Annotated in this window: 23 protein-coding genes; 12 read left to right on the top strand and 11 right to left on the bottom strand. The window is 58.6% G+C overall.

Going from position 1 to position 22,612, the window contains the following annotated elements; translation table 11 throughout:
* The first annotated feature begins 90 nt into the window (after window positions 1-90).
* The 5 genes from SynBIOSU31_RS11380 (at window position 91) to plsY (ending at window position 4,280) form a co-directional block, all read left to right on the top strand.
* A complete protein-coding gene (locus tag SynBIOSU31_RS11380) occupies window positions 91-1,407 on the top strand; it encodes an MFS transporter (RefSeq protein WP_186493006.1) in 1,317 nt (438 codons plus the stop codon).
* 23 nt (window positions 1,408-1,430) lie between these two features.
* Entirely contained in the window at window positions 1,431-2,180 is a 750-nt protein-coding gene (locus SynBIOSU31_RS11385) for an MlaE family ABC transporter permease (RefSeq protein ID WP_186493007.1), read from the top strand.
* Window positions 2,181-2,197: 17 nt separating this feature from the next.
* Complete coding sequence (locus SynBIOSU31_RS11390; protein ID WP_186490160.1) at window positions 2,198-2,605, top strand: DUF3119 family protein; 408 nt, start codon at window positions 2,198-2,200, stop codon at window positions 2,603-2,605.
* 89 nt (window positions 2,606-2,694) lie between these two features.
* Entirely contained in the window at window positions 2,695-3,681 is a 987-nt protein-coding gene (locus SynBIOSU31_RS11395) for a DUF3086 domain-containing protein (protein ID WP_186490162.1), read from the top strand.
* Window positions 3,681-4,280, top strand: coding sequence for a glycerol-3-phosphate 1-O-acyltransferase PlsY (gene plsY, locus SynBIOSU31_RS11400; RefSeq protein ID WP_186490165.1), 600 nt, complete (start codon window positions 3,681-3,683; stop codon window positions 4,278-4,280). The genes SynBIOSU31_RS11395 and plsY overlap by 1 nt, the downstream gene beginning before the upstream one ends.
* Window positions 4,281-4,323: 43 nt before the next feature.
* On the opposite strand, the gene pyrF is transcribed toward plsY, so the two are convergent.
* Genes pyrF through SynBIOSU31_RS11415 form a run of 3 tightly spaced genes read right to left on the bottom strand, consistent with a single transcriptional unit; the run spans window position 4,324 to window position 6,655 of the window.
* The gene (pyrF, locus tag SynBIOSU31_RS11405; RefSeq protein ID WP_186490166.1) at window positions 4,324-5,043 is read right to left on the bottom strand and encodes an orotidine-5'-phosphate decarboxylase; all 720 of its coding nucleotides are present in this window, start codon (window positions 5,041-5,043) and stop codon (window positions 4,324-4,326) included.
* On the bottom strand, window positions 5,043-6,287 hold the full coding sequence (gene tyrS, locus SynBIOSU31_RS11410; protein ID WP_186490168.1) for a tyrosine--tRNA ligase: 1,245 nt from the start codon (window positions 6,285-6,287) through the stop codon (window positions 5,043-5,045). The genes pyrF and tyrS overlap by 1 nt, the downstream gene beginning before the upstream one ends.
* Before the next feature lie 41 nt (window positions 6,288-6,328).
* Window positions 6,329-6,655 carry a DUF1825 family protein gene (locus tag SynBIOSU31_RS11415; protein WP_186490170.1) on the bottom strand — a complete coding sequence of 109 codons (327 nt, stop codon included), beginning with the start codon at window positions 6,653-6,655 and terminating at the stop codon, window positions 6,329-6,331.
* Between the two features lie 124 nt (window positions 6,656-6,779).
* Here SynBIOSU31_RS11415 and SynBIOSU31_RS11420 point away from each other — a divergent pair, with 124 nt between their 5' ends.
* Genes SynBIOSU31_RS11420 through SynBIOSU31_RS11440 form a run of 5 tightly spaced genes read left to right on the top strand, consistent with a single transcriptional unit; the run spans window position 6,780 to window position 10,534 of the window.
* Window positions 6,780-7,505: a response regulator transcription factor gene (locus SynBIOSU31_RS11420; protein WP_186490172.1), complete on the top strand. Its 726-nt coding sequence runs from the start codon at window positions 6,780-6,782 to the stop codon at window positions 7,503-7,505.
* A 34-nt stretch (window positions 7,506-7,539) separates the two neighbouring features.
* Window positions 7,540-8,121 carry a type II secretion system protein GspK gene (locus tag SynBIOSU31_RS11425; RefSeq protein WP_186490174.1) on the top strand — a complete coding sequence of 194 codons (582 nt, stop codon included), beginning with the start codon at window positions 7,540-7,542 and terminating at the stop codon, window positions 8,119-8,121.
* Window positions 8,122-8,126: 5 nt separating this feature from the next.
* Complete coding sequence (locus tag SynBIOSU31_RS11430) at window positions 8,127-8,714, top strand: GIY-YIG nuclease family protein (protein WP_186490176.1); 588 nt, start codon at window positions 8,127-8,129, stop codon at window positions 8,712-8,714.
* Window positions 8,715-8,763: 49 nt separating this feature from the next.
* Window positions 8,764-10,254 (top strand): leucyl aminopeptidase, encoded by a 1,491-nt coding sequence (locus SynBIOSU31_RS11435; RefSeq protein ID WP_186490178.1) that lies wholly within the window; start codon window positions 8,764-8,766, stop codon window positions 10,252-10,254.
* Between the two features lie 25 nt (window positions 10,255-10,279).
* Window positions 10,280-10,534, top strand: coding sequence for a hypothetical protein (locus SynBIOSU31_RS11440; RefSeq protein WP_186490179.1), 255 nt, complete (start codon window positions 10,280-10,282; stop codon window positions 10,532-10,534).
* 406 nt (window positions 10,535-10,940) lie between these two features.
* Here the strand turns inward: SynBIOSU31_RS11440 and msrA are convergent, their stop codons facing one another.
* The 8 genes from msrA to SynBIOSU31_RS11480 are packed head-to-tail and all read right to left on the bottom strand — an operon-like array spanning window position 10,941 to window position 19,090.
* On the bottom strand, window positions 10,941-11,564 hold the full coding sequence (gene msrA, locus SynBIOSU31_RS11445) for a peptide-methionine (S)-S-oxide reductase MsrA (RefSeq protein WP_370593626.1): 624 nt from the start codon (window positions 11,562-11,564) through the stop codon (window positions 10,941-10,943).
* An 8-nt stretch (window positions 11,565-11,572) separates the two neighbouring features.
* The gene (gene lpxB, locus SynBIOSU31_RS11450) at window positions 11,573-12,751 is read right to left on the bottom strand and encodes a lipid-A-disaccharide synthase (RefSeq protein ID WP_186490181.1); all 1,179 of its coding nucleotides are present in this window, start codon (window positions 12,749-12,751) and stop codon (window positions 11,573-11,575) included.
* Window positions 12,751-13,602, bottom strand: a complete 852-nt coding sequence (gene lpxA, locus SynBIOSU31_RS11455; protein WP_186493009.1) for an acyl-ACP--UDP-N-acetylglucosamine O-acyltransferase — start codon at window positions 13,600-13,602, stop codon at window positions 12,751-12,753. The genes lpxB and lpxA overlap by 1 nt, the downstream gene beginning before the upstream one ends.
* A gap of 5 nt (window positions 13,603-13,607) precedes the next feature.
* Window positions 13,608-14,093 carry a 3-hydroxyacyl-ACP dehydratase FabZ gene (fabZ, locus tag SynBIOSU31_RS11460; RefSeq protein ID WP_255477214.1) on the bottom strand — a complete coding sequence of 162 codons (486 nt, stop codon included), beginning with the start codon at window positions 14,091-14,093 and terminating at the stop codon, window positions 13,608-13,610.
* The gene (gene lpxC, locus SynBIOSU31_RS11465) at window positions 14,080-14,934 is read right to left on the bottom strand and encodes a UDP-3-O-acyl-N-acetylglucosamine deacetylase (RefSeq protein WP_186490183.1); all 855 of its coding nucleotides are present in this window, start codon (window positions 14,932-14,934) and stop codon (window positions 14,080-14,082) included. Before lpxC ends, fabZ begins: the two co-directional genes overlap by 14 nt.
* A complete protein-coding gene (locus SynBIOSU31_RS11470) occupies window positions 14,934-17,282 on the bottom strand; it encodes a BamA/TamA family outer membrane protein (RefSeq protein WP_186490189.1) in 2,349 nt (782 codons plus the stop codon). The genes lpxC and SynBIOSU31_RS11470 overlap by 1 nt, the downstream gene beginning before the upstream one ends.
* Window positions 17,283-17,327: 45 nt before the next feature.
* Window positions 17,328-18,080: a phosphoribosylaminoimidazolesuccinocarboxamide synthase gene (gene purC / locus SynBIOSU31_RS11475; protein ID WP_186490191.1), complete on the bottom strand. Its 753-nt coding sequence runs from the start codon at window positions 18,078-18,080 to the stop codon at window positions 17,328-17,330.
* Window positions 18,077-19,090, bottom strand: coding sequence for a hypothetical protein (locus SynBIOSU31_RS11480; protein WP_370593627.1), 1,014 nt, complete (start codon window positions 19,088-19,090; stop codon window positions 18,077-18,079). Before SynBIOSU31_RS11480 ends, purC begins: the two co-directional genes overlap by 4 nt.
* An 83-nt stretch (window positions 19,091-19,173) precedes the next feature.
* Between SynBIOSU31_RS11480 and purD the strand changes: the two genes are divergently transcribed.
* Together purD and SynBIOSU31_RS11490 are read left to right on the top strand one after the other, a co-directional pair.
* Window positions 19,174-20,490, top strand: coding sequence for a phosphoribosylamine--glycine ligase (gene purD / locus SynBIOSU31_RS11485; RefSeq protein WP_186490193.1), 1,317 nt, complete (start codon window positions 19,174-19,176; stop codon window positions 20,488-20,490).
* Between the two features lie 24 nt (window positions 20,491-20,514).
* On the top strand, window positions 20,515-22,608 hold the full coding sequence (locus SynBIOSU31_RS11490) for a HAMP domain-containing sensor histidine kinase (RefSeq protein WP_186490195.1): 2,094 nt from the start codon (window positions 20,515-20,517) through the stop codon (window positions 22,606-22,608).
* Window positions 22,609-22,612: the final 4 nt, after the last annotated feature.

The following is a 22,612-nucleotide window of genomic DNA, read 5'->3' on the forward strand; positions in this document are numbered from 1 at the left end:
CATATCCCCAAGCATTATGACGGTCAGCGAGCCCCTTCATTCGGATTGACCACTTCTGCTGCTCGCCCTGAGGGCTCCCGCCGCCGTCTGATGCTCTCGTATGGACTCGGAGACGCAGGCACTGGACTCGCTGCGACAACACTCGGTTTTTACCTGTTTCCTTTTTTCACTTGTGCAGCAGGTCTTCCGGCTTTCATTGCTGGCTCACTGCTGACGGTCATCAAAATCTGGGATGGCGTCAATGATCCGCTCATCGGCTGGTTGAGCGATCACACCAACAGTCGTTGGGGACCAAGACTGCCCTGGATGTTTGGAGCAGCACTGCCGTTAGGCATCAGCTTGGCTGCCATGTGGTGGGTTCCAGAGGGAGACATGAGCCAACGCACGCTCTATTACGTGCTGATGGCAATCCTGCTGATGACCGCGTACACGAGCGTGAATCTGCCCTTTGCCGCGCTGTCCACAGAACTCAGCCCAGACACTGCAATCCGAACCCGTCTCAATGCAGCTCGCTTCACCGGTTCAATCATTGCCGGAACGATGGGGTTGCTCGTTGCCTTTTTCGTTTTGCGCGAAGGCGGAGGTGGCTACGTCTTGATGGGACAAATCACCGGCACGATCGCGGCAGCGGCAACCCTGCTCTGTTGCTGGGGTTTGGCCCCCTATGCCAAAAAGGCCCAACGTCCAAGTGGCAACGAAGAGCCTCTACAGAAACAACTTCATCGCATCCGCTCTAATTCGCGCTTTCTGATGGTGCTGGGGCTGTACCTACTGCTTTGGTTTGGCCTGCAGCTGATGCAGGTTGTTGCGCTGATCTGGTTGGTCCAAGTCATTCATGTTCCGGCGAGTATCGCCACGTTGCTTCTTCTCGCTTTCAACATTGCAGCCTTGATTGGTTTACAGCTCTGGAGCGTGCTGTCCAACCGTCATGGTCGAATCAAAGCTCTCGGCTGGGGGGCGAGCATCTGGATCACAGCTTGCCTGCTCTCGATGGCGTTATCTCCAATCGCTGAAAACAGTGGCCGAAACGCTCTGATTCCGGTTGTCACCTTGATCTTGCTGGTAGGGCTTGGCGCCTCAACGGCTTACTTGATTCCTTGGTCGTTACTTCCTGATGCCATCGATGCGGATCCCACACACCCAGCTGGTCTTTACACCGCATGGATGGTGTTCGGTCAAAAACTGATCATCGGGCTGAGCATGAGCGTCTTTGGCACGTTGCTCTCTCTGACGGGGTACATCTCTACCAAGACTTGCGACGGAGCCTTAAATTTTGTTGAACAGCCTCAATCAGCCCTAATTGCCATCCGCCTGTGCATGGGCCTAATTCCAGCCCTATTAGTGGTTCTGGGACTTGTGGTGATGCGACGCTGGCCTGACCGCGGAGCCCATCTGCAACGCGCATGACTGCATTCCGATTCCTAACCCAATTGAAATCGCCCCGCTGGCTGAACAGGCTGGGCAGCAGCCTGATCATCGGCGGACAGGCGGTGACCGCCACTGCCAAAGGAAGGATTAATACCGTTGACCTGCTGGATCAGCTCCAGGAAGCAGGACCTGGAAGCTTCCTAATCGTGATCATCACCGCACTGGCTGCGGGCACGGTGTTCAACATCCAGGTCGCCAAGGAACTCAGCAACATGGGCGCCAACGCCACGGTTGGTGGTGTTCTGGCGATTGGATTAGCTCGTGAGATCGCGCCCCTGCTCACTGCAACCCTGCTGACAGGCAAGGTGGCCACCGCCTATGCGGCACAGCTGGGGACCATGAAAGTGACTGAACAGGTCGATGCCATCACGATGTTGCGCACCGATCCAGTGGAGTATCTCGTCGTTCCCCGCCTGATCGCCATGGTGGTAATGGCCCCGGTGCAGTGCCTGCTGTTCTTCGCAGTGTCTCTCCTGGGAGGCCAGATCAGCAGTACGGAGATCTACCAGATCCCTCCCGAAGTGTTCTGGACCTCAGTCCGCACCTGGCTCGTACCCGATGACCTTCCTTTCATGTTGGTGAAAGCTCTGGTCTTCGGAGTACAAATCTCAGTACTGGCCTGTGGCTGGGGCATGACCACCCAGGGAGGACCCAAAGAGGTTGGCACCAGCACAACCGGTGCGGTGGTGATGATCCTGGTGACCGTAGCCCTGATGGACGTACTCCTCACTCAGATCCTCTTCGGAGGCTGAAGCAACCTCCTTACACCATGACCACAACACCCTCTGAGCCTGATCAAAACACTGTGAGCATCAGCCCCAGCCCACGTCTGGCGCTGCTGATCATGGTCTTCAGCCTCTGTCTACTACCACTGCCATTCAACCCATGGCCAACCGTGGTGATTGGCCTTTTTGGTGTTTTCCTGTTGGTGCAGACCTACAGCCTGCGGCTGGAATTCACTGGCGACACTCTGGTGGTGTGGCGAGGCCAGCAGGAGCTGCGCCGATTCCCATACACCGAATGGCAGAGCTGGCGACTGTTTGCCCCCTGGCTGCCAGGCCTGTTTTATTTCCGCGAAATCAAGAGCATCCATTTCCTGCCGATTCTCTTCAACTCTGCTGAGCTGCGGCAGCAGTTGGAACAACGGGTGGGTTCACTGGAAACCCCGAAGCCGTAAGCGAGACCAACACTCGAACGCAACGAGAACGTTGTGTTTGGGCCATGAGCCCTTCAATCCGCTGAAAATGAGCTGAGGAGAAGCCGACTATGTCTGACGACAACGATCTACCACTCGAGGACGCGCCGCAGGCCACAGCGGAGGCCAGCAATGCATCCAACGAGGCATCCATCACCGCGAGCGATGAGGTGGAGTCTGCCTCTGAATCGCTAATCCAGCTGGCACTGGTGGATCTGCAGTCGCGTCGCGACAGCCTGCAACTGGAGATTGAAACCCTCCAGCAGCGCAAGCAGCAACTCGAAAAGGAGATGGCCGCCAGCTTTACTGGCCAATCCGATGCAATCGCCAGACGTGTGAAAGGGTTTCAGGAGTATCTGGGTGGAGCCCTTCAAGGGCTGGCGCAGTCGGTTGAGACCCTTGAGTTGGTGGCGCAGCCAGTGGTGGTGAAGCCTTCACCACTGGATGCCCAGGCCGCCGAAGCCGCCGCTGAACAGGCCATTGCGAGCACCAACGGAGCTCCAGCTCTGGCCGACACCTTTCGTCCCGACGAGGAACTGATCCGAACCAACCTCAGGCGTTTTCTGGAACAGCCTGACTTCTATGCCGAACCCTGGAAACTACGTCGCAGCCTGGACGAAAGCGATATCGCTCTACTCGAGGACTGGTTTTTCAATCAGGGAGGCAGGGGAGCCCAGGCCAGCCGCGGCAGTCGACCTCGCAACGTGCTGCTTGGGGCTGCCCTGATCGCCATCATCGGCGAGCTTTACGGAGATCAGTTCCAGACGCTGGTCCTAGCGGGACAACCCGAACGTCTCGGTGACTGGCGACGAGGCCTGCAGGATGCGCTCGGTCTAGGGCGGGAAGATTTCGGCCCCAGCAGCGGCATCGTGCTGTTTGAACGTGGAGATGCCCTCGTGGAGCGCGCCGACCGACTGGAGGAACGCGGTGAAGTCCCCCTGATCCTGATCGATGCCGCAGAACGGGTGGTGGATATTCCCGTGCTTCAGTTCCCGCTCTGGCTGGCTTTTGCAGCTGGGCCCGGCGAAACCTACGACTACGAAGAAGACCTGCTCTGATGCCCCTGTTCACGCTGCTACTGGGCTACTTGCTCGGCTCCCTACCCAGCGGCTTCCTAGCTGGCAAATGGTGCAAGGGGATCGACCTGCGCACAATCGGATCCGGCTCCACCGGCGCCACCAATGTGCTGCGCAACGTGGGCAAAGGCCCTGCACTGGTGGTCTTTCTGGTGGATGTAGCCAAAGGAGCAGCCGCCGTTTTGATTGCTAGCGCCCTAACCCAGAACAATCCTCTCAACGACTGGATCCAGGTACTAGCGGGTCTTACGGCCCTGGCTGGCCATATCTGGCCAGTGTGGCTGGGCTTCAAAGGCGGCAAGGCCGTGGCCACCGGGCTTGGTCTGTTCCTGGGTCTGGCCTGGCCCGTGGGTCTGGCCTGCTTCGGGATGTTCATGGCCGTGTTTAGCCTCAGCCGGATCGTGTCTCTCGCCAGCGTGGTGGCAGCACTCAGCCTGCCGCTCCTGATGGCCGCCGGCTCCGGCAGCAACGCCAATTTGGTGGTGTCGCTGGTGGCGATGCTGCTGGTGCTCTGGCGCCACCGCAGCAACATTCAGAGGCTGATCAACGGCACCGAACCCAAGGTGGGGCAAAAGCCTTGAGTGGAGCGGGCCTACCTGACATGGTCACAGCAGGAAGCTCTGATCAGTTCAACAGCTCCCGACAACAGGCCGAGAAAGCAGCACTTGGGTCAGTCGCCCTAGTAATCGGTCGCCCAATCACCAACTGGCTGGCTCCCGCTGCAATCGCCTCAGCCGGCCCCATCACCCGGGCCTGATCACCCACCGCAGCGTCCTTCGGACGAATTCCGGGCGTGATTAGTGCAAACGGCTCGGGGTGCTGTGAACGCAGAGCCGCGGCCTCTAAAGGTGAACACACACAGCCGCCGATTCCAGCAGTTGCCGACAGCTGTGCCAACGCCGGCACACGCTCGGCGATGGCCTGGGGAATGGCGAGTTCCCGTTGCAGTCGCTGCTGCTCCCAACTGGTCAGCACCGTCACCGCCAGCAGAGTTGGAGTAGCCAGGCCTGCCTGCTTGGCACCTTCTTCCCCCGCGGCCTGAGCCGCCTGCAACGCTTCGCTGCCGGCGCAGGCATGCACCGTCATCAACTCCGCCCCAAGCGCCGCCGCACGACGGCAGGCCCCCGCCATCGTGGCTGGGATGTCATGAAATTTGAGATCGAGAAACACCCGCAGGCCCTGCTCGCGCAGCTGCGCCACAACCTCGGGACCCGCCTGCACAAACAGCTCAAGACCAACCTTCACCCAACGCAGCCCTTCCACATGAGTCGCAAAGGCCAGCGCCTGATCCGGTGCCATGCCGTCGAGGGCCACGATGATCCGATCGGCGGGATGAATGACCATCAGCCCAACAGCCGGCGAAAGGTTTTCTTGCCGAGCTGCAGCACCTTACCGTCCAGTTCGGCCGCCGATGCGAACTCCTGATTCGGGTCAGTGATCTTCTCCCCTTCCAGCCGGGCAGCGCCGCCTTTGATCTGACGCCTGGCCTCGCTGCTACTGGCGCAGATGCCCACAGCACTGAGCAGATAAAACGCCTTAGCAGGAAAATTCACTGCCGAAAGAGAGGCCTCAGGCACATCTGCTCCGGCATCACCGCCACTGCTCACCAGGGTGGCCGCATCGCTCTGGGCTTTTTGGGCTGCCTCCATGCCATGCCGGCTGGCGGTCACCGCCAGAGCCATCGCCTTCTGCTTCTCGCGTGCGTTGTCTGGCAAATCATGTGGACTCAGATCCGTCAGCAAGGTCACGTAGTCATCAATCGCCCCATCGCCGACCTTCTCGAGCTTGGAGTACATCGACAGGGCGTCTTCCTCCAGACCCACGGTGTTGCCAAGGCTCTTGCTCATCTTCTGCACACCATCCAGGCCCACCAGAATCGGCAGCAGCAACCCGAACTGGGTGCCCTTGTTGAAATGGCGCTGCAGGTCGCGGCCCATGGCCACGTTGAACTTCTGATCGGTGCCACCCAGCTCCACATCGGCATTCACCGCAACAGAGTCGTAGCCCTGCAGCAGCGGATAAAGGAATTCATGCAGGGCGATCGGTGCGCCGCTGCCGTAGCGCTTGGAGAAATCATCCTTGGCCAGCATCTGGCCCACGGTGGCCGTACCCAACAGGCCAATGACCTGAGGGAGATCCAAACCTGCCAGCCACTCACTGTTACGGCGCACCTCCAGGCGGCCAAGGGTCTCGAAATCAAGTAGTGCCGTCTGCTTCGGCTGGCCCTGGCCGAGCTGTGCCAGGTAGGTGGCGGAATTGGCCTCAACCTCTTCCGCTGTGAGCTGCACCCGTGTGGCGCTCTTTCCGGTGGGGTCGCCGATGCGGGCGGTGAAATCGCCGATGATCAACACCGCTGTATGCCCCGCATCCTGAAAAGCCCGCAGCTTGCGGAAAAGAATGCTGTGGCCCAGATGGATGTTGCTGCCGGTTGGGTCAATTCCCAGCTTGATGCGCAGGGGCCGGCCCTCATGCTCTGCATACCTCAGCCGCGCCGCCAGCGATTGATCGGCGTCATCACCATCACCGGCTGGAAACAGATCGGCCATGCCACGCGACAGCCATGCCGGCAGAGACAGTGTCGAGGCCATGGGCGAGTGGAGCGATTGCGGGCTGAATCGTACGGGCCGCTTCAGCTCGGCGGCTGTTCCAGCTGACTTTTCATGCGCTCCAGAGTGCCTTGCATCTGCTCAAACATCTGCTCCGGGGTGATCCCGAACTGGCCCAATTGGCTGCGCAGCTGCTCCACAGTGAGCTTGGCCTGGAAGTCTTCCGACAACTCGAAGCGTTTCATGAAAACGCGATAGCGCTGCATGAGCTCCTCCATCGTGTCGATGAACTTCTTTTTGCCCTCGCGGTCAAATTTGCCGTAATCGGAACCCAGCTGCATCAACTGCTGGTAGTCGCCGAACAGACGCTTGGCCTCCTCCTGCACGATGTCGGAGTCGAAGAACGCCATAGCCCACCCATCAACTGGCGTGATTCTGGACAATTTGAGCGCCCCATAACAGTGCGGATCCACGCCCCCTGATTGCGGTCAACATGAAGAGGTCAGCGGCAACGGCTCCGAGCCTCTCCCTTCCTTGGATCTCAGCGACCGGATCCCGTCTCTGCAACAACGATCCCGCCAGGGCCACAGCCTGCTGAAGCGCAGTCGCACCGCGATCGCTTCCGCCGACCTGGTTCTGCTCAGCAGCTGGACGGCCTGGTTCGAGGGACAGGGGCCTCTGGTGGCGGCCTGCACGAGCGAGCAGGACTGCCTGCTGAAGCTTCAAAGCAGCGAAGCCAACCTGTTGCTGTGCACAGACACCCTTGAGGGTGGCTGCGGCAGCAGCCTGGTGCGCCGGGCAAGGGCTGACAACCCCGAGCTAAAGGTATTGATGCTGCTTCAGCGTCCCATCACACGCACGATCCTGGACGCTATTGATGCCCGCTGCCATGGCATCTGCTCGGCTCAAGCCACCGGAACGGGCACGGTGGCTGCCGCGCTCACGGCCATCGAGACCGACGGGCAATACCTCGATCCACTAATCAGTGGGGTGTTGCACCACAGCAGACTGCGGGGCAGCGGCGAACAGGTGCCGCTCCAGGAACTCACCATGCGGGAAGAAGACGTGCTTCGCGGACTCTGCCGTGGCATGACCAATCAGGAGATCGCCGACGCCTTGGTGGTTTCGATTGACACCGTCAAGACTCATGTCGGCAGCCTGCTGCGCAAGTTGCCAGCTCGGGACAGGACCATGGCCGTCGTCACAGCATTTCGTGAGGGGCTGGTGCAGGTTCCCACTAGGCCGCCGCGCTGGACCTAGGGTCCTGGCGAGGCTGCAAGGGAGATACGCGGCGATGGCTCGCCGGCATTGGCTCGATCCACTGGCCCGCAAGGTGCTCCAGGCCATGGGTGACTTACCCAAGGATCCAGCGCGCCTAGACATAAGCCCCTGGCCTGAAGAAGACGCCACAGTCGCTCCAAGTTGGAGCATTGATGTGAACAGGGCCACCGCGGAGCAGTGGCGGCAGTTACCCGGCTGCAGCGACGTGATGGTGGATCAACTGCTGCGTTTACAGCAGGGCGGGGTGCAATTCAGCCAGATGGAAGACCTGGCCCAGCTGCTCGACATCTCTGACTGTCTCTGCGAAGAGTGGAGGCCCCATCTGATCTTCCGCTGGCATGGGGATGCCCCGCAGTTGCCGGAGCAAACACCGCTAGATCTGAATGCTGCAAGTGCCACCCTGCTGTCCAAAAATCTGCAATGGCCGGATGAACGGATGGAGCGTCTGATCGCCGAACGAAGACGTGAACCGTTCCAAAACCTCGCGGATCTGCAAGAACGACTTTGCCTGCCCCCAGCAACCATTGAGGCCCTGATTGGGCGTGTGCGCTTCGGCGCAAGACCCGCTGGTCCCAGCCTGCCGCCGCGAAGTTGATCGCAATGCCTGCATCCCCTCGCCAAGGACGTCTTTTTGATCAGGCTGCATCCGCAGGTCATGACCTCGAAACAGCAGGGTTGTCGCTGAATCTCCGGCAGCTGCAGAGCTGGCAGGAGCGCATTCACAGTTTCCAGACACCCTTGTTTGAGGCGGCACCGCCAGTACAGGAACAGGGCAGTTTGTTCGCAGCCAGCAGCAGTCCAGCGGCCAACATTCAGCCACTGTCGCTCAAACCACTGCCACTGAGTTTTTGGCGTTGGCCGCAGAGTCCACATCAGGGTGCAGCGCTGTATTGGGTCATGGATCGCCCCACCAACCTGGATCACCCGATCCTGCTTTACATCGGCGAAACCCTCGCGGCGGATCGGCGTTGGAAGGGGGAACACGATTGCAAGGCCTATCTCGCGGCTTATCAGGAAGCCTGCGTGGACTGCGGTCTGACCTGCAAAACCAGCATCCGCTTCTGGGGCGACGTGCCCACAGCCACCAAGGCGCGACGGCAATTGGAACAGACCCTGATACGACGCTGGCAGCCACCGTTCAACAAGGAAACTCGCGAACGCTGGGCCACGCCATTTCAAGCGACCTGAGCACAGCTCCTAGCATCAACCTAGGCATCGGTTCAGGCATCAGCTCCCCATGAAAATCTCCCTCTCTCCGGCCACCCCTGAGGCCTGGAGTGGTTCCGTTCTGGCGCTTGGTATTCCTCAAGACGACCCCCAAGGCCTGGTGGAAGCGATGCAACAGCGCTTCAGCATTCAGCTGGCGGAATGGCTGAAGCAGAAACCGTTCACAGGGAAGAGCGGTGATCTGGCCAGCCTTCAACTACTGCGCGGCGACTGCACCACTCTTGTGCTGCTGGGACTTGGGGATCCCGAGTCCGTGGATCGAGACAGCCTGCGCAAGGTGGCTGCTGCTGCTGCCCGTGCCTCACAAGGCCAGGGGGGCTCTCTCGGACTGCAGCTGCCATGGGGATCAGAGGACCCCATCGGAGATGCCACCGCCGCCGCTGAAGCTGTACGACTGGCTCTTTACAGCGACCTGCGCTTTCGCAGTAAGCCCGAACCCAGCCAAAAGCCTGAACAGCTGGAACTCCTGGGCCAGTGGCCCGCAGGACTCAACCAGACGCTGGAAACAGTGCATCCAGTCTGCGCCGGGGTTGAGCTGGCCAGAGAACTGGTAGCTGCACCACCCAACAGCGTCACTCCGGCGGAACTGGCCCGCACCGCGGCAACCCTCGCCCATGAGCACGGTCTAGAGCTCACCGTGCTCGAACGGGACGACTGCGAAGAGCGGGGTATGGGCTCTTACCTCTCGGTGTGCCAGGGCTCTGACATGGATCCCAAGTTCATTCACCTCACTTATCGCCCAAGTGGCGTGGCCCAGAAGCGTCTTGTTCTGGTGGGCAAAGGGCTCACCTTTGATTCAGGCGGGTACAACCTCAAAGTCGGGGGTGCTCAGATCGACATGATGAAATTCGACATGGGAGGCAGTGCCTCTGTGTTCGGCGCAATGCGCAGCATTGCGGAGCTGCGCCCAGCTGGCGTGGAAGTGCACATGGTGGTGGCCGCCTGCGAAAACATGATCAACGGCTCTGCCGTTCATCCCGGGGACATCGTCACCGCTTCCAATGGCACCACGATCGAGATCAACAACACCGATGCGGAGGGCAGGCTCACCCTCGCCGACGCACTGGTGTACGCCTCCAAGCTCAAACCCGATGCGATCGTGGATCTGGCAACGCTCACAGGTGCCTGCGTGGTCGCCCTCGGTGATGAGATTGCCGGACTCTGGACCCCAGACGATGAGCTTTCCTCTGACCTAGAAGCAGCTGCCAGCAGTGCCGGAGAGGGCCTATGGCGCATGCCACTACACAGCTCCTACCGCAAGGGACTTAAATCCCTGCTGGCCGACATGAAGAACACCGGACCCCGCCCTGGTGGATCGATCACCGCCGCACTCTTTCTCAAGGAGTTCGTGGATGCCGGCATCCCCTGGGCCCACATCGACATCGCGGGAACCGTATGGAGTGACAAGGGCCGTGGCCTGAATCCCTCCGGCGCCACCGGCTACGGGGTTCGCACCCTGGTGAACTGGGTGGTCAAACAGGCCTCAACCACCGAGGCCTAAATTCATTTACAACGACACAAGCCGCATGGCCTCCAGCCCTCTTCGCTGGTATGTACGAGCACAGTTGGGTGTTCTGCTGTTGCCCGCAGGTCTTTGCCTGTTCGGTGAAGCAGTCACCCGCAGAACTCTCCAGCTGGCGGGTAGCGACGGTGGACCCTGGTGGTGGTACGGCACCTTGAGCCTGATTGTGATCAACGCGGGCGTGGGGCTGATGATCGAATCCGGACTGCTGCGAGGTTATCCAGGGCGTAGAAACGCTGAACTAAAACAACAGGATTAAGAAACCGAGCTGCCTGAATCCCCAAGATTGATCGTCGAGGCTGATCGCAGTCAGGACGCAACAACCATGGACAGGCAATGAGGATTTTCGAGGGCATGAATCTGCCAGCGCGCCCTCTCCGAACAACTGGCCATAACTCGATCTAAGTCATCGGAAGCCTGCTTCGGAGATGGATACGGACCAACATGACGCGTCACGAGACCGTCTTTGATGGTCAGCAGATACATACAGAACTTTCACAACTCACCAGGTAATGGTACGCAATCCGATCTGTATCGTCGATGGCGTAAAAGCCGCACCTGCACTGCGAAGTGACTGATTCCGAACGCAACGATCGCTACAGAATTTCCTCAGATTCTCGCAATCAAACCATCAAACGTTGATGAGACTCAGCCCCGGCCAAGACCTACTTCACCCAGGAATCTCCGGTGCGAGCTTGGTTACCCCAAACGTCATCGAGTCTTTTATCTCTTCCGCAGGCCCATCGGTAGTACTTGTATTTCACTGAATTCAACTCGGCAAAATTCTGGTGATAGTCCTCAGCAGGCCAGAACTTTTTAAGGGGTTTGATCTCCACCTTAAGAGCGGATTCAGGCACTCCCAGCTCTGTAGAAGCCGCTGACTGACTGGCGAGAGCCTCACTGCTCTGCTGATCACTGCTGGTAAAGATCACAGGTCGGTAGGAGTCGCCGCGATCACAGAACTGCCCTCCACCATCGAGAGGATCCACATTGCGCCAATACGACTGAAGCAACCTCGGATAGCTGATCTTTGCTGAGTCAAACAGCACTTCCACGACCTCCTGGTGCCCGGTGGTTTCAGCACTCACCTGTTGATAAGTCGGCTCTGAGACGCTGCCACCGCTGTAGCCGCTTTCCACTGAGATCACCCCTGGAAGTTTCTCCAGATCACTCTCCATGCACCAAAAACAGCCACCAGCCAGCACAGCGCTCTGCTCCTCGGCAAACACTGAAGCAGGTGAGATCAGGAGCACAACTCCCAGAACAATCGACAACAGGATGCGGATCACAGGCGAACTCAGGTACAGAGCTGATCGAGAATGGCGGCAGCAGCGCGATCGGTCACTCCCGGTTCTCCCAGCGTTTGGCGGAGACGTTCATAGCCACTCAGCATCGTTTGGCGTGCTTCAGGGTTGTCCAAAAGGGGAATGGCTTGGGCAAGCAATTGGTCGGCAACGAAGTCTTCTTGCACAAATTCGGGAACCAGACGCTCCTTGAGCAGCAGATTCACAGGCGAGATGTGATCAACATGGAAGCCCAGCAGATTGCGCGCTACCCAAGCTGTCATCCGGCTCACCCGGTATCCGACCACCTGAGGCACTCCATGGAGAGCCAGCTCAATATTCACTGTTCCCGACTTTCCAAGCGCGAGATCAGCTGCACTGAAGAGTGAGGGCTTAAGAGCGTCCGCATCGACGGCTGGGATAACGCGTCCACGCACACCGGAGGCTTCAAGTGCCTCCTGCAGTTCACGCTCGAAATGACTAAGACCTGCAGGCACCATCACCATCAGATTCGGATCACGTGCCTGCAAACGTGCCGCCACCTCCACAAGCGCGGGCATTAGATAGCGCAACTCCTGCGGCCGGGATGCGGGCATCAGGAGCAGCAGACGTCCCTTCGGATCAAGTCCAAGCTGGCGACAGGCCTCAGCACGATCAGGCTTGCCGTCAGCAAGATCGAGCAGAGGGTGACCAACCCAGGTGACCTGCGCACCATGGGATGCATAAAAAGATGCTTCCTGGGGGAAAATCGCAAGGATGCGATCGGTGAAAGACAGCAGGCTGCTCGTGCCGTTGTCATTCATGCGCCAAGCCCATTCCTGAGGGGCGATGTAATAAGTGATTGGGACCTCAGGCAACTTGCGGCGCAGACGCTTGCCTAGACGCACATTGGCGCCCATGTAATCAATCAGTACGACGGCATCAGGTGGCCGCGCAATGAGTTCCCTGTTAACCCGCGACTGAAGCTTCAACGTCGGCAAGACTTGGGGGAGGTGCTCCAAAAGGCCAATCGAGCCAAGTGCGGCCGTATCGGCAAGAAGTTCCGCACCGGCTGCATGCATGCGTGGTCCACCGAGGGCAAGCACCTCGAGGTCAAGACACCTCTGGCGAGCCTGCCGATGCAGGGCCTCTATCAACAGGCTTCCCTGAAGATCACCAGACACCTCACCGGTGCTGATCAGTACACGCACCATCAGCGACCACCGACAGCGGGCATGGGGCCACGCCGTCCCTGACTGATCGATCCCTCGAGGAAGGAGCAGAGATGATCGGCCAGCGGCATCAGGGGCTGCTCACGGGCCAAACGCAGACCTTCAGCAATGACATGATCTGAGCGATAAAGCAGTGTCCAAATATCCTGAAGCTGCTTGATGTCCTGGCCCTGATCCTTGCGATCAAGCCCACGCCTGCGCAGACCCACGCGGTTGAGACCGCGCACTCTTCCGGGATGACCCTCAACAAGGCAATAGGGAGGCACATCCCGGTCAACCCTCGTCATACCTCCAACCATGGCCATCCCGCCGATCTGCACAAACTGGTGAATCCCCAGGCACCCACCAATCACAGCCTTGTCCTCGATCAGAACATGACCGGCAACCTGGATGCCGTTGGACATCACGATGCCGTTGCCCAGAAGACAGTTATGCCCCAGATGGCAGTAGGCCATTAACAGGTTGTGGTCGCCGATGCGGGTCTGCTCTCCCTCGTCGGTCGCCCGATTGATCGTGACGCATTCACGGATGCTGTTGTGATTCCCGATCACCACCTCAGTCGGAGCTCCCTTGTATTTGAGATCCTGAGGCTCAAGCCCAAGGCAGGCACCGGGAAAAATCTTGTTGTGTTCGCCAATGACAAGTCGACCATCAAGCACCGCATGAGGGCCGACCCAGGTGTGAGACCCAATTCGAACATCAGGGCCCACCACAGCACCTGGACCGATCACCACACCCGGAGCAAGCTCCGCACGGGAATCGACCGCCGCAAGCGGGTGAATCTGGGGAGGACGGTCCTCAGCAGTCACGGCAGGGGATCGCTGTTCACTCATCATGGTCAGTCAACCAGCGAGAACATGAGCTCGCCGGAACAGACCAGCTGTCCATCCACCGTGGCCTGAGCCTTGACCTTGCCAAAGCGCTTGCGTTTGAGACTCAGCAGCTCACAGGTGATCAGCAACTGATCTCCTGGAATCACAGGGCGACGGAAGCGAACGCCATCAATACCAGCAAAAACAAACAAACCTTTGGGCAGATCGGGCATCTGGGTGACGATCAGACCACCCACCTGCGCCATGGCCTCCACAATCAACACCCCAGGCATTAGGGGACGTCCCGGGAAATGGCCTTGGAACTGAGGCTCATTGAGGGTGATGTTTTTGATGGCCACTGCTTTTTCACCGGGCACATGCTCCAGGACGCGATCCACAAGCGCGAAGGGATAGCGATGAGGAAGCAACCCCATGATCTGCTCCGCAGTGAGCTGGGGCTGGGCTGCGGTGGTAGCGGAGGAGGAAGTCAAATCGGTTTCAGGGCTGAGCATCGGATCGATCGGCCAGGACCGCTGCCAGGTCGGTGTGCAGACCATGGGAGCCGCGGTAGACCAACACCTGCGCCCGCGGAAAGCCCACAAGCGCCAGATCACCGATCAAGTCAAGAAGCTTATGGCGCACCGGTTCATCGGGATAGCGCAGAGGTGGATTCAGCCAGTGGTCGCCATCACAAACCAGAGCATTATCGAGGGCACCACCCTGAATCAGCCCCGCTGCACGCAATTGATCCACTTGCTCACGAAAGCCGAAAGTGCGAGCCGGAGCGATCTCTGCCACAAAGCTTTCGGGCGTCAGCGCCAGAGCACATTGCTGACGACCGATGGCCGGCTGGGGGAAATCAATGACGCCAACCAGCATGAACTCCTCAGCTGGCGTAGCGGTGATCACACTGCTGCCTCGATGGAGAGCGATCGCTTGCTGCAGTTGGGGCCGAGCGGGAGCAGGCGTTGATGCCGGAGCAAGACCTGCTTCGGCGATCGCTTCCACCCATCCCTGAGAGGAGCCGTCCAGAAGAGGAATCTCGTTGCCTTCCACTTCGAGATGGACGTGCGTGAGACCACATCCAGCGATTGCAGCGAGCAGATGCTCCACCGTGGCGAGCTTGCGATCACCCAACTCGAGGGTGGTGCAGAGAGGGCTGTCACGCACCTGGGAAGGCTTCAGCTGGAGCGGTTCACTGCCGATTGCTGGCCAGCTCACCCAGACACCAGGCTCGAGAGAGGGTTGCAGGGTGACGGAGACCTGCTCACCGCTATGTAGACCAATGCCGCTGCGGCGGGCTGGCCCCTCAAGGGTCCAGGCTCCGTCGTAATCATGAGGCCAGAAGACCATCAGAATTTCCAGCCAACGCCCAGATTGAAGCGGTACTCACCAGTGAAGTTTTGGCTGGCCACCTCCAGACGCAAGGGGCCTACTGGTGTCGTGACGATCACACCAACACCGGGAGAGACGCCCGAACCGGGTTTGTCGAGCAGCTCACCAGGTTTACCGGGAACATTGGCCTGAGAGCCGAAATCGGTACCTGCATCGATAAACACCTCGCCAGAAAAGATGCTGAAGATGGGGAAGCGATATTCGATGGTTGCCTCTCCAAAACTGCGTCCAACAGCCAAATCGCAATCAAACCAGCCACGGACGGAATTGGATCCTCCCAGGCAGAAGGCTTCATAGGGGGGAAGATCACCAACGATGGTTCCAGCCTTGATTTGAAAAGCCAAAGCCTGAGGGCAATTCTCTGGTTCACCCTCCTTGGGGCGACAACCTTTGGCGAGCTTCAGCCATTTGACTGGAATGAAATGGGTGTAGCTGGTCCGCACACGATTAAAGGTCGGAGAGTTTTCTCCGACGGACAAATATTGTTCCGTGCCGAAGCTGAAGAAATTACCTGAGGTCGGGTTGCGACCATCATTCAAGGTGCTGTAGGTGGTCGCAAACCGAACACTGGCGAGTGTGTTCTGTTCAGCGCAATTAAAGGCAGTACAGATGACCTCATCTTTAGCGACACGATCGTTTTTGATTCTTCTACTAGCAACGCCATAGGGCCTTGTATCACCCGCATAGTTGATCGGACGAACGGACTGAAGGTTCAGTCCAGCAAGGACTTGCCAGGGCACTTTTTTGAAAGGATCGCCACCATTCAGTGGACGCGCAAAAATCACATTGCCGCCGACACGCTCCAGCGCGATTGAATCACCTTCAAAATCAAACCAACTGGTATCTGAAAATGAATCATTGGCTTCATCAACATTATCGAATTTACTATCAGCAGGATTATTGCTGGAACTGATGGAGTAAATATCAGAGGAATTGTTGTCTTGATAATCATTCAGAGCAACAATGTCCCCGTTGTTCTGACTTTGGAAGACTTGAGGAACTTCCCTGCTCAAGAACAATGAGGTTCGGAAGGAGGTCCGATGGTTGTCTCCTTTGATCCAGGGGTCGGAGAACGTGAGGTTCGCGAGACCGCCGAACTGTCCGTAGGTGATATTGAGTGCCAAGTCCCAAGCACGCCCGAACAAATTGCTGTCCGAAAGCTGGATTTGGCCAAACACGCCTTGGCTTTGGCTGTAGCCAAGACCGCCTGAGAGAGAGCCAGTGGACTGCTCGACGATGCCAAGAACGATGGTGATAAAACCTGGCTCACCGGTCACCGGTTTCAAGGTCACCTTCACATCACTGAACAGTGATGTGCCATATAAGCGCCGAATATCACTCTCAAGTTGGGTGCGATTGAAGGGTTCGCCTGGCTTGATCGAGATCTCCCTACTCACAACCCATGGTTTGGTCTTGCCCTTAATCGGCTCTCCTTTCTCATTGGTGTCTTCCCCTTCCTTATCGATGAATTTCACTTCCACACCAGCAACGGTGCCGATCAAAACCTTCAGCTGCACGACACCATCAGGACTCACCCTGGTGGGCCCACTGACGCGAGCCAGTGAATACCCCTGCTCGGCGTACCACTTCTGCAGCTCTTTCATCCGCAGCTGCAACTCATTGAGGTTGAGCGTGCGGCCGTAATCGGAACTAAAGGTGTCCTCGATGACCTGCGGCTCAATCTTGTTGTCCTCAGGATCGAGAACAACCTGAGTCATTACCGGGTTGGGCACCACCTGAACCACCAGCTGAACACCCAGCGGGCCGTTGATCGGCTCAATCCGAACGTCTGAGAACCATCCGGTGGCATAGATGCCATCGAGATCAAGCTTCAGCTCCTCCCTCGTCACGCGGCTGCCGGGGCGTACCCGCATGGCGTCATAGGCAGCGAGTTCGAGACGCTCCTGCTCTGGATGTCCATCGATGCCCTGAATGATCACCTCGGTGATCAACACCCTGGGCTGTTGAGGCCCTTCATCAATCGGCTCTGCAACAGGAGTTGCTGCAGGGGCAGGGGTCACCTCAATGGGCTCGACCTCGATCTGCTCTTCCGTGATCTCCGTCTCAACCGCATCCGTTTCAGAACCACCCGACTTATCACCATCAATCTCAACACCATCTGCCTCGACAGTTTTCGCCTCAGCATCAACCTGAATCTCTTCAGTCTGCGCAACTTCAATGTCCGTCACACCAGGCTCAGCCTGGGCTTGCCCCGGCAGACTGCTCATCAAAGGGAGGGCGAGGGCAAACCCCACGGCACCTCGCCGAACGGCGTTCTTGGTTCGGCTGGAGGAGAAAGCGACCATTGAGGAGACGGAAGTCGGCCGAGCCGGCCACAAACGTCGGTGAACTTAACTGCAGTTACGGGGTGTCGGGCAGGCCCCTTGTACCCGTTTGCAGACCTCCCCGTAGGCCTCGATTACCCCACCCAAGTCCTTCCGAAATCGATCCTTGTCGAGGATGCGCTCCTCAGCATCCATGCACGACAGATCCCAAAGTCGACAGGTGTCAGGACTGATCTCATCAGCTAAAAGCAGCTCACCAGAGGCATTGAGGCCAAGCTCCAGCTTGAAATCCACCAGCTGCAGGTCGACACTTTTGAAGAAAGGAACCAGCACAGCATTCACCTGTCTCGCCAAGAGCTCGATCCGCCCCCGCAGCTCGGTAGGCACCAGACCCAGCAGAGCCAGACGTGCGTCCGTCAGTAACGGATCCCCCAGACCATCGTCTTTGTAATACAGATCAAGCAGAGCCGGCTCAAGGGCTGTGCCCTGCACGATCGGCGTTTCGCGACAGAGCGAGCCAGTCGCGATGTTGCGAAGCACCACCTCAACCGGAATCACTTCGACGCGTTGAACAACCATCCAGGTGTCCCCAGCGATTCCGTAGTAATGGGTAGGGATGCCCTCCCGCTCCAGCAACTCGAATAGACAAGCTGAGATCCGGCAGTTAAGACGCCCCTTGTCATCCAGCTGAGCCTTTTTTTGAGCGTTGAATGCAGTGGCGTCGTTCTTGAATTCCACCAGCACTTGCTGGTCGCTTGAACCGGCATAGACGCGTTTGGCTTTGCCTTCATAAAGAAGGTCGCCGTGAGGAATGGTCATGGCTGCTCATCAACGCCGGTCGCGCCGGCTTCAGGTACTGATGATTCTCCCAGCGCGGCGTGGCCACCTGGTGCCCGCGGAGAGCGCAGGTCCTGCTGCAGCTGCTGGCGTTGCTCAAGAGAAACCCCTGGCAGATCCTGATCGAGATCCAGCAAGGTGAAGCGGTCATCAACTCTGGTTGCCAGCCGTCGCAGCCGTTCGCGGGGACGTTCACCACTACCGCCTCTGGCAAGTTCCAGCCGCAACTGAAGCCGCAGCAAGTCTTCTGCCTGATTCCAGGCCTGCTCTGAAGCGGCCTGATCAAGCGCTGCCTCAATCAGAGATGCGCTGCGTTCGAACTCCATCACATCCAGCAGTTCAGCTGCGAGACCAAGACGACGTGCTGCGATTACCCCTGGCGTTCGGCCCGCAAGCAAGGTGATCACAGCTTGCTCCGGCTGCCCGGAGGCGATCTGCGCTTCGGCCAGAAGGTCAAGAGCTGAACGTGTTGCAGGCAAACCTTGATCATCCAGACCCACCACAAGCTGCTCAGCATCAAGACTGGTGAGGTCTCCTTCCGCAAGACGCCGCAGAGTCAGGACAATGCGCTGCTGATCCAATGCTGCACTGGCAGCCTGCCAAGACAACAGCAACCATTCCCGGCGTCGACGACCGGGACCGGGGCCATAGCGACTGAGGACCACTTGGGCGCTATCTGGCGCTTTACAGGACATCAGGACCCTGGCATTGGCCATCACCACATCGAATGTTTGCGGAGCTGGCGCAACCAGCATGAGCCGATCACGCAGCTGCTGAAGACGTTCATTAATTCCGAACCTGGCCGACTCCTCGCAGGCCAGCTCCAGTTCAGGAAGACCTCCTTCGTTCAGAACAGTCTCGAAGACCTCCTGAGGCATGGGCACCGCAGATTGGAGCGACATCGAGGAGCCTGGCGTTGCGGAGCCTGGCACCACCGCCAAGAGAAGTGACAGAGGCAGGGGGAGCAAACCCATAGGCCGGAAGGCGTTCAACAAAGATGGAACGATCGCTCCTCTATCAACAACAGCGGAGCGACGCTCAAACCTAAGGGCCTCCGCCCGAAACACTTGCCTCCATGGCCCATTCCAGCTCCCGTCCTCAAACCCTGCCGCCGCTCCGTCACTTGCTCGTGGTGGGCGGTGGTGGCCGTGAACAGGCTCTGGCCTGGGCCTTGCGCCGCTGCACAGGAATTGAGGCTGTTTGGGTCACGCCTGGAAACGGAGGAACCGAAGACCTCGACGGCTGCAAGTCGTTAGCGGTCGGGGAACAGGATGCCGAGGGCCTGATCAAAACCTGCAGGGAACAAGCGATCGATCTCGTGGTAATCGGACCGGAAGCTCCTCTTGCTGCAGGGGTGGCTGATCGTTTACGGGATGAAGGACTAGCGGTATTTGGACCCAGCGCCGAAGGTGCTCAGCTTGAGTCCAGCAAAGCCTGGGCCAAGGCTTTGATGCGCGAAGCCAAAATTCCCACCGCGGGTCACTGGACTATCGCGAGCGCCGGTGAGGGGCTCGAATTACTGGAAGAGCTGCAACGACCACTGGTAGTGAAAGCCGATGGCTTGGCAGCGGGGAAAGGAGTAACCGTCGCCGAAACCCTCGAAGAGACTGCAGCCGCAATTCATGACGCCTTTGCCGGGCGCTTCGGCTGCGCAGGTGAGCGGCTGGTTCTGGAGGAACGTCTTCAAGGTCCTGAGGTGTCTGTTTTCGCCTTGTGCGATGGCGAGCGCATGGTGCTGTTACCTCCGGCTCAAGACCACAAGAGACTGCTCGAGGGCGACCGGGGACCGAATACCGGGGGCATGGGCGCCTATGCACCTGCTCCGTTGCTCGATCAGGCCGGGCTTGCACAGGTGCAGCAGCTTGTACTCGAACCCACCCTGCAGGCACTGAGGGATCAGGGAATCGAATACAGAGGGGTGATCTATGCCGGCTTGATGCTGACCAAGGAGGGTCCCCAGGTGATCGAATTCAACTGTCGCTTCGGAGATCCTGAATGCCAAACCCTGATGCCCTTGATGGGTCCAGAACTCGCGAAGGTGCTGCAGGCCTGCGCCCTTGGCTGTCTGGATCAGGCACCCGAGCTCTCGGTTGCACAAACCTGCAGCGCTTGTATTGTCGCCGCCGCTGAGGGCTATCCCGAAACTCCACGCAAGGGGGATTTAATCCAGCTGAAGTCGGATTCCGACAGGCAACGGCAACTGTTTCATGCCGGGACGCGTCGTCAGGATGATGGTCAGGTGGTGACTGCCGGAGGACGGGTGCTGACGCAGGTCGCCCAAGCAGCAGACTTTGATCAGGCCTTCGCAAGCGCCTACGCAGGACTCGACTTGGTGCGGTTTAACGGCATGCAGTTCCGTCGAGACATCGGTCATCAGGTGCGCCGGTCCTAGTCTCGGTAGATGTGCCCCGGCGGAATGGCCAGCGATCCAGTCACGGCTCAAAACGAGGTGCCTGCGCAATGGGCAACTCCAATCGCCGAAACTGAGCAAACAACCGCAAGGGGTTTGTGGCCGCAGGCTCGCTCCTGGTGGGCAGAATTCAGCCTTCAGACCAAACTGCTCGCCGTGGCCACCCTTGTGGTGAGTCTGATGATGACGGGCATCACCTTCTTCGCTCTGAACGGCATTCAGCGCGACACGGCGATGAACGACACGCGCTATGCGAGGGATCTGGGCTTACTGCTCGCGGGCAATGTCAGCGAGCTGGTGGCGGAAGGTCGTGATCGCGAACTGGCCAATGTGACGGAAACCTTCTGGCGCTCGAGCAGAAGCCTCCGCTACATCTTTTTTGCCGATCCTGACGGCATCGTGTATTTGGGCATTCCCGTCAGCGGCAGTGACGATGCCAGCAATGAGGATCTGCGCCTCAGCCGGCGCCTGGAACTGCCGGATGAACTGCGCAACCGCACACAGAATCCGCTGGTCCGCCAGCACATGACACCTCAGGGGCAAGTCACGGATGTGTTCGTGCCGATGGTGGAGAACAACAACTACCTCGGCGTACTGGCTCTGGGTGTGAACCCCAACGAAACAGCTCTCGCCAGTGCAGCACTCACCCGTGAAGTCACGGTGGCGGTGTTCATTTCAATCTGGGTCCTGGTGATTCTGGGGGCTGTGTTCAATGCACTGACCATCACACGTCCGGTCAAGGAGCTGCTGAGAGGCGTGCGATCCATTGGCGATGGAGACTTCCGCGCTCGCATCGGCCTGCCGATGGGAGGCGAACTGGGGGAACTGTTGGATGGTTTCAACGCCATGGCATCCCAGTTGCAGGACTATGACGCAGCCAACATCGAAGAACTTCAGGCGGCTCAGGTCAAGCAAGCTTCTCTGATCGCGACCATGGCCGATGGTGCGGTTCTGCTCGACGGTGATGGCCGCATCGTGCTCGTCAATCCGACGGCGCGACGCTTATTTCGCTGGGAAGGACGCAATCTCGAAGGCCAGGACTTTCTCAACGAGCTACCAGAACTGCTGGCGGTGGAATTGCACGAAACAATCGACGCTGTGTTCTCCAAGCAAACAGACACCAATGAACTGCGCAGCAGTGTTGGTGATCCGCCGAGGACCCTGCGTTTCGTCATCCAGGCCGTACGCGAGCCGAGCGGTGACACCCTCAAGGGGATCGCGGTAACAATCCAGGACCTCACGCGAGAAGTGGAGCTGAATGCCGCTCAGAGCCGTTTCATCAGCAACGTCTCCCACGAACTGCGTACCCCGTTGTTCAACATCAAGAGTTACGTGGAGACCCTCCACGACATGGGAGATCAGCTCAGCGAAGAGGATCGAAAAGAATTTCTGGGGGTCGCCAATTCGGAGACAGATCGCCTCACTCGACTGGTGAACGACGTTCTTGATCTGTCCAGGCTGGAATCCAATCGCGTAGTGCAGTTTGATCCAGTCGATCTCCGTCCTGGCCTGGAGCAAGCCCTGCGCAGCTATCAGCTGAACGCCAGCGACAAGCAGGTTGAGCTGAGTCTCGAAGCGAACCGCGACCTCCCAGACGTACTGGGTAATTGGGACCTGATCCTGCAGGTCCTCGACAATCTGATCGGAAATGCTCTGAAATTCAGTCGCAGCGGCGGACGCTTAACAGTCAGGGCTTACACCTGGCCAGACAGCTGTCAGATGGGAGCGTCGGAAGCGGACATCGACAGCAACGATGGACCCACCTGCATCCTTAGTTCACCGCTGCCGAAAATCCGGGTGGAGGTATGTGACACGGGCTACGGCATCAGCGAGGAAAGCCAAAAACGCATCTTTGAGCGCTTTTATCGGGTCGAAAACGCGGTTCACACCGAGGTTGGAACTGGGCTTGGACTCTCGATCGTCCGAGGCATCCTCGAAAAACACGGCAGCATGATTTCAATGGTCAGTGAGCCTGATGTCGGCACGACGTTCTGGTTTGAGCTCCCTCTGGCACAAGAAGATCCAGACGAATTGAAGTGGAAGGCTGAGCGTCAGAGTGACGATGAACGTCTGGCTTTGACGCCCAACACGGAGAGCTGATCGC

This window comes from Synechococcus sp. BIOS-U3-1, assembly GCF_014279975.1.
Taxonomy (GTDB): domain Bacteria; phylum Cyanobacteriota; class Cyanobacteriia; order PCC-6307; family Cyanobiaceae; genus Synechococcus_C.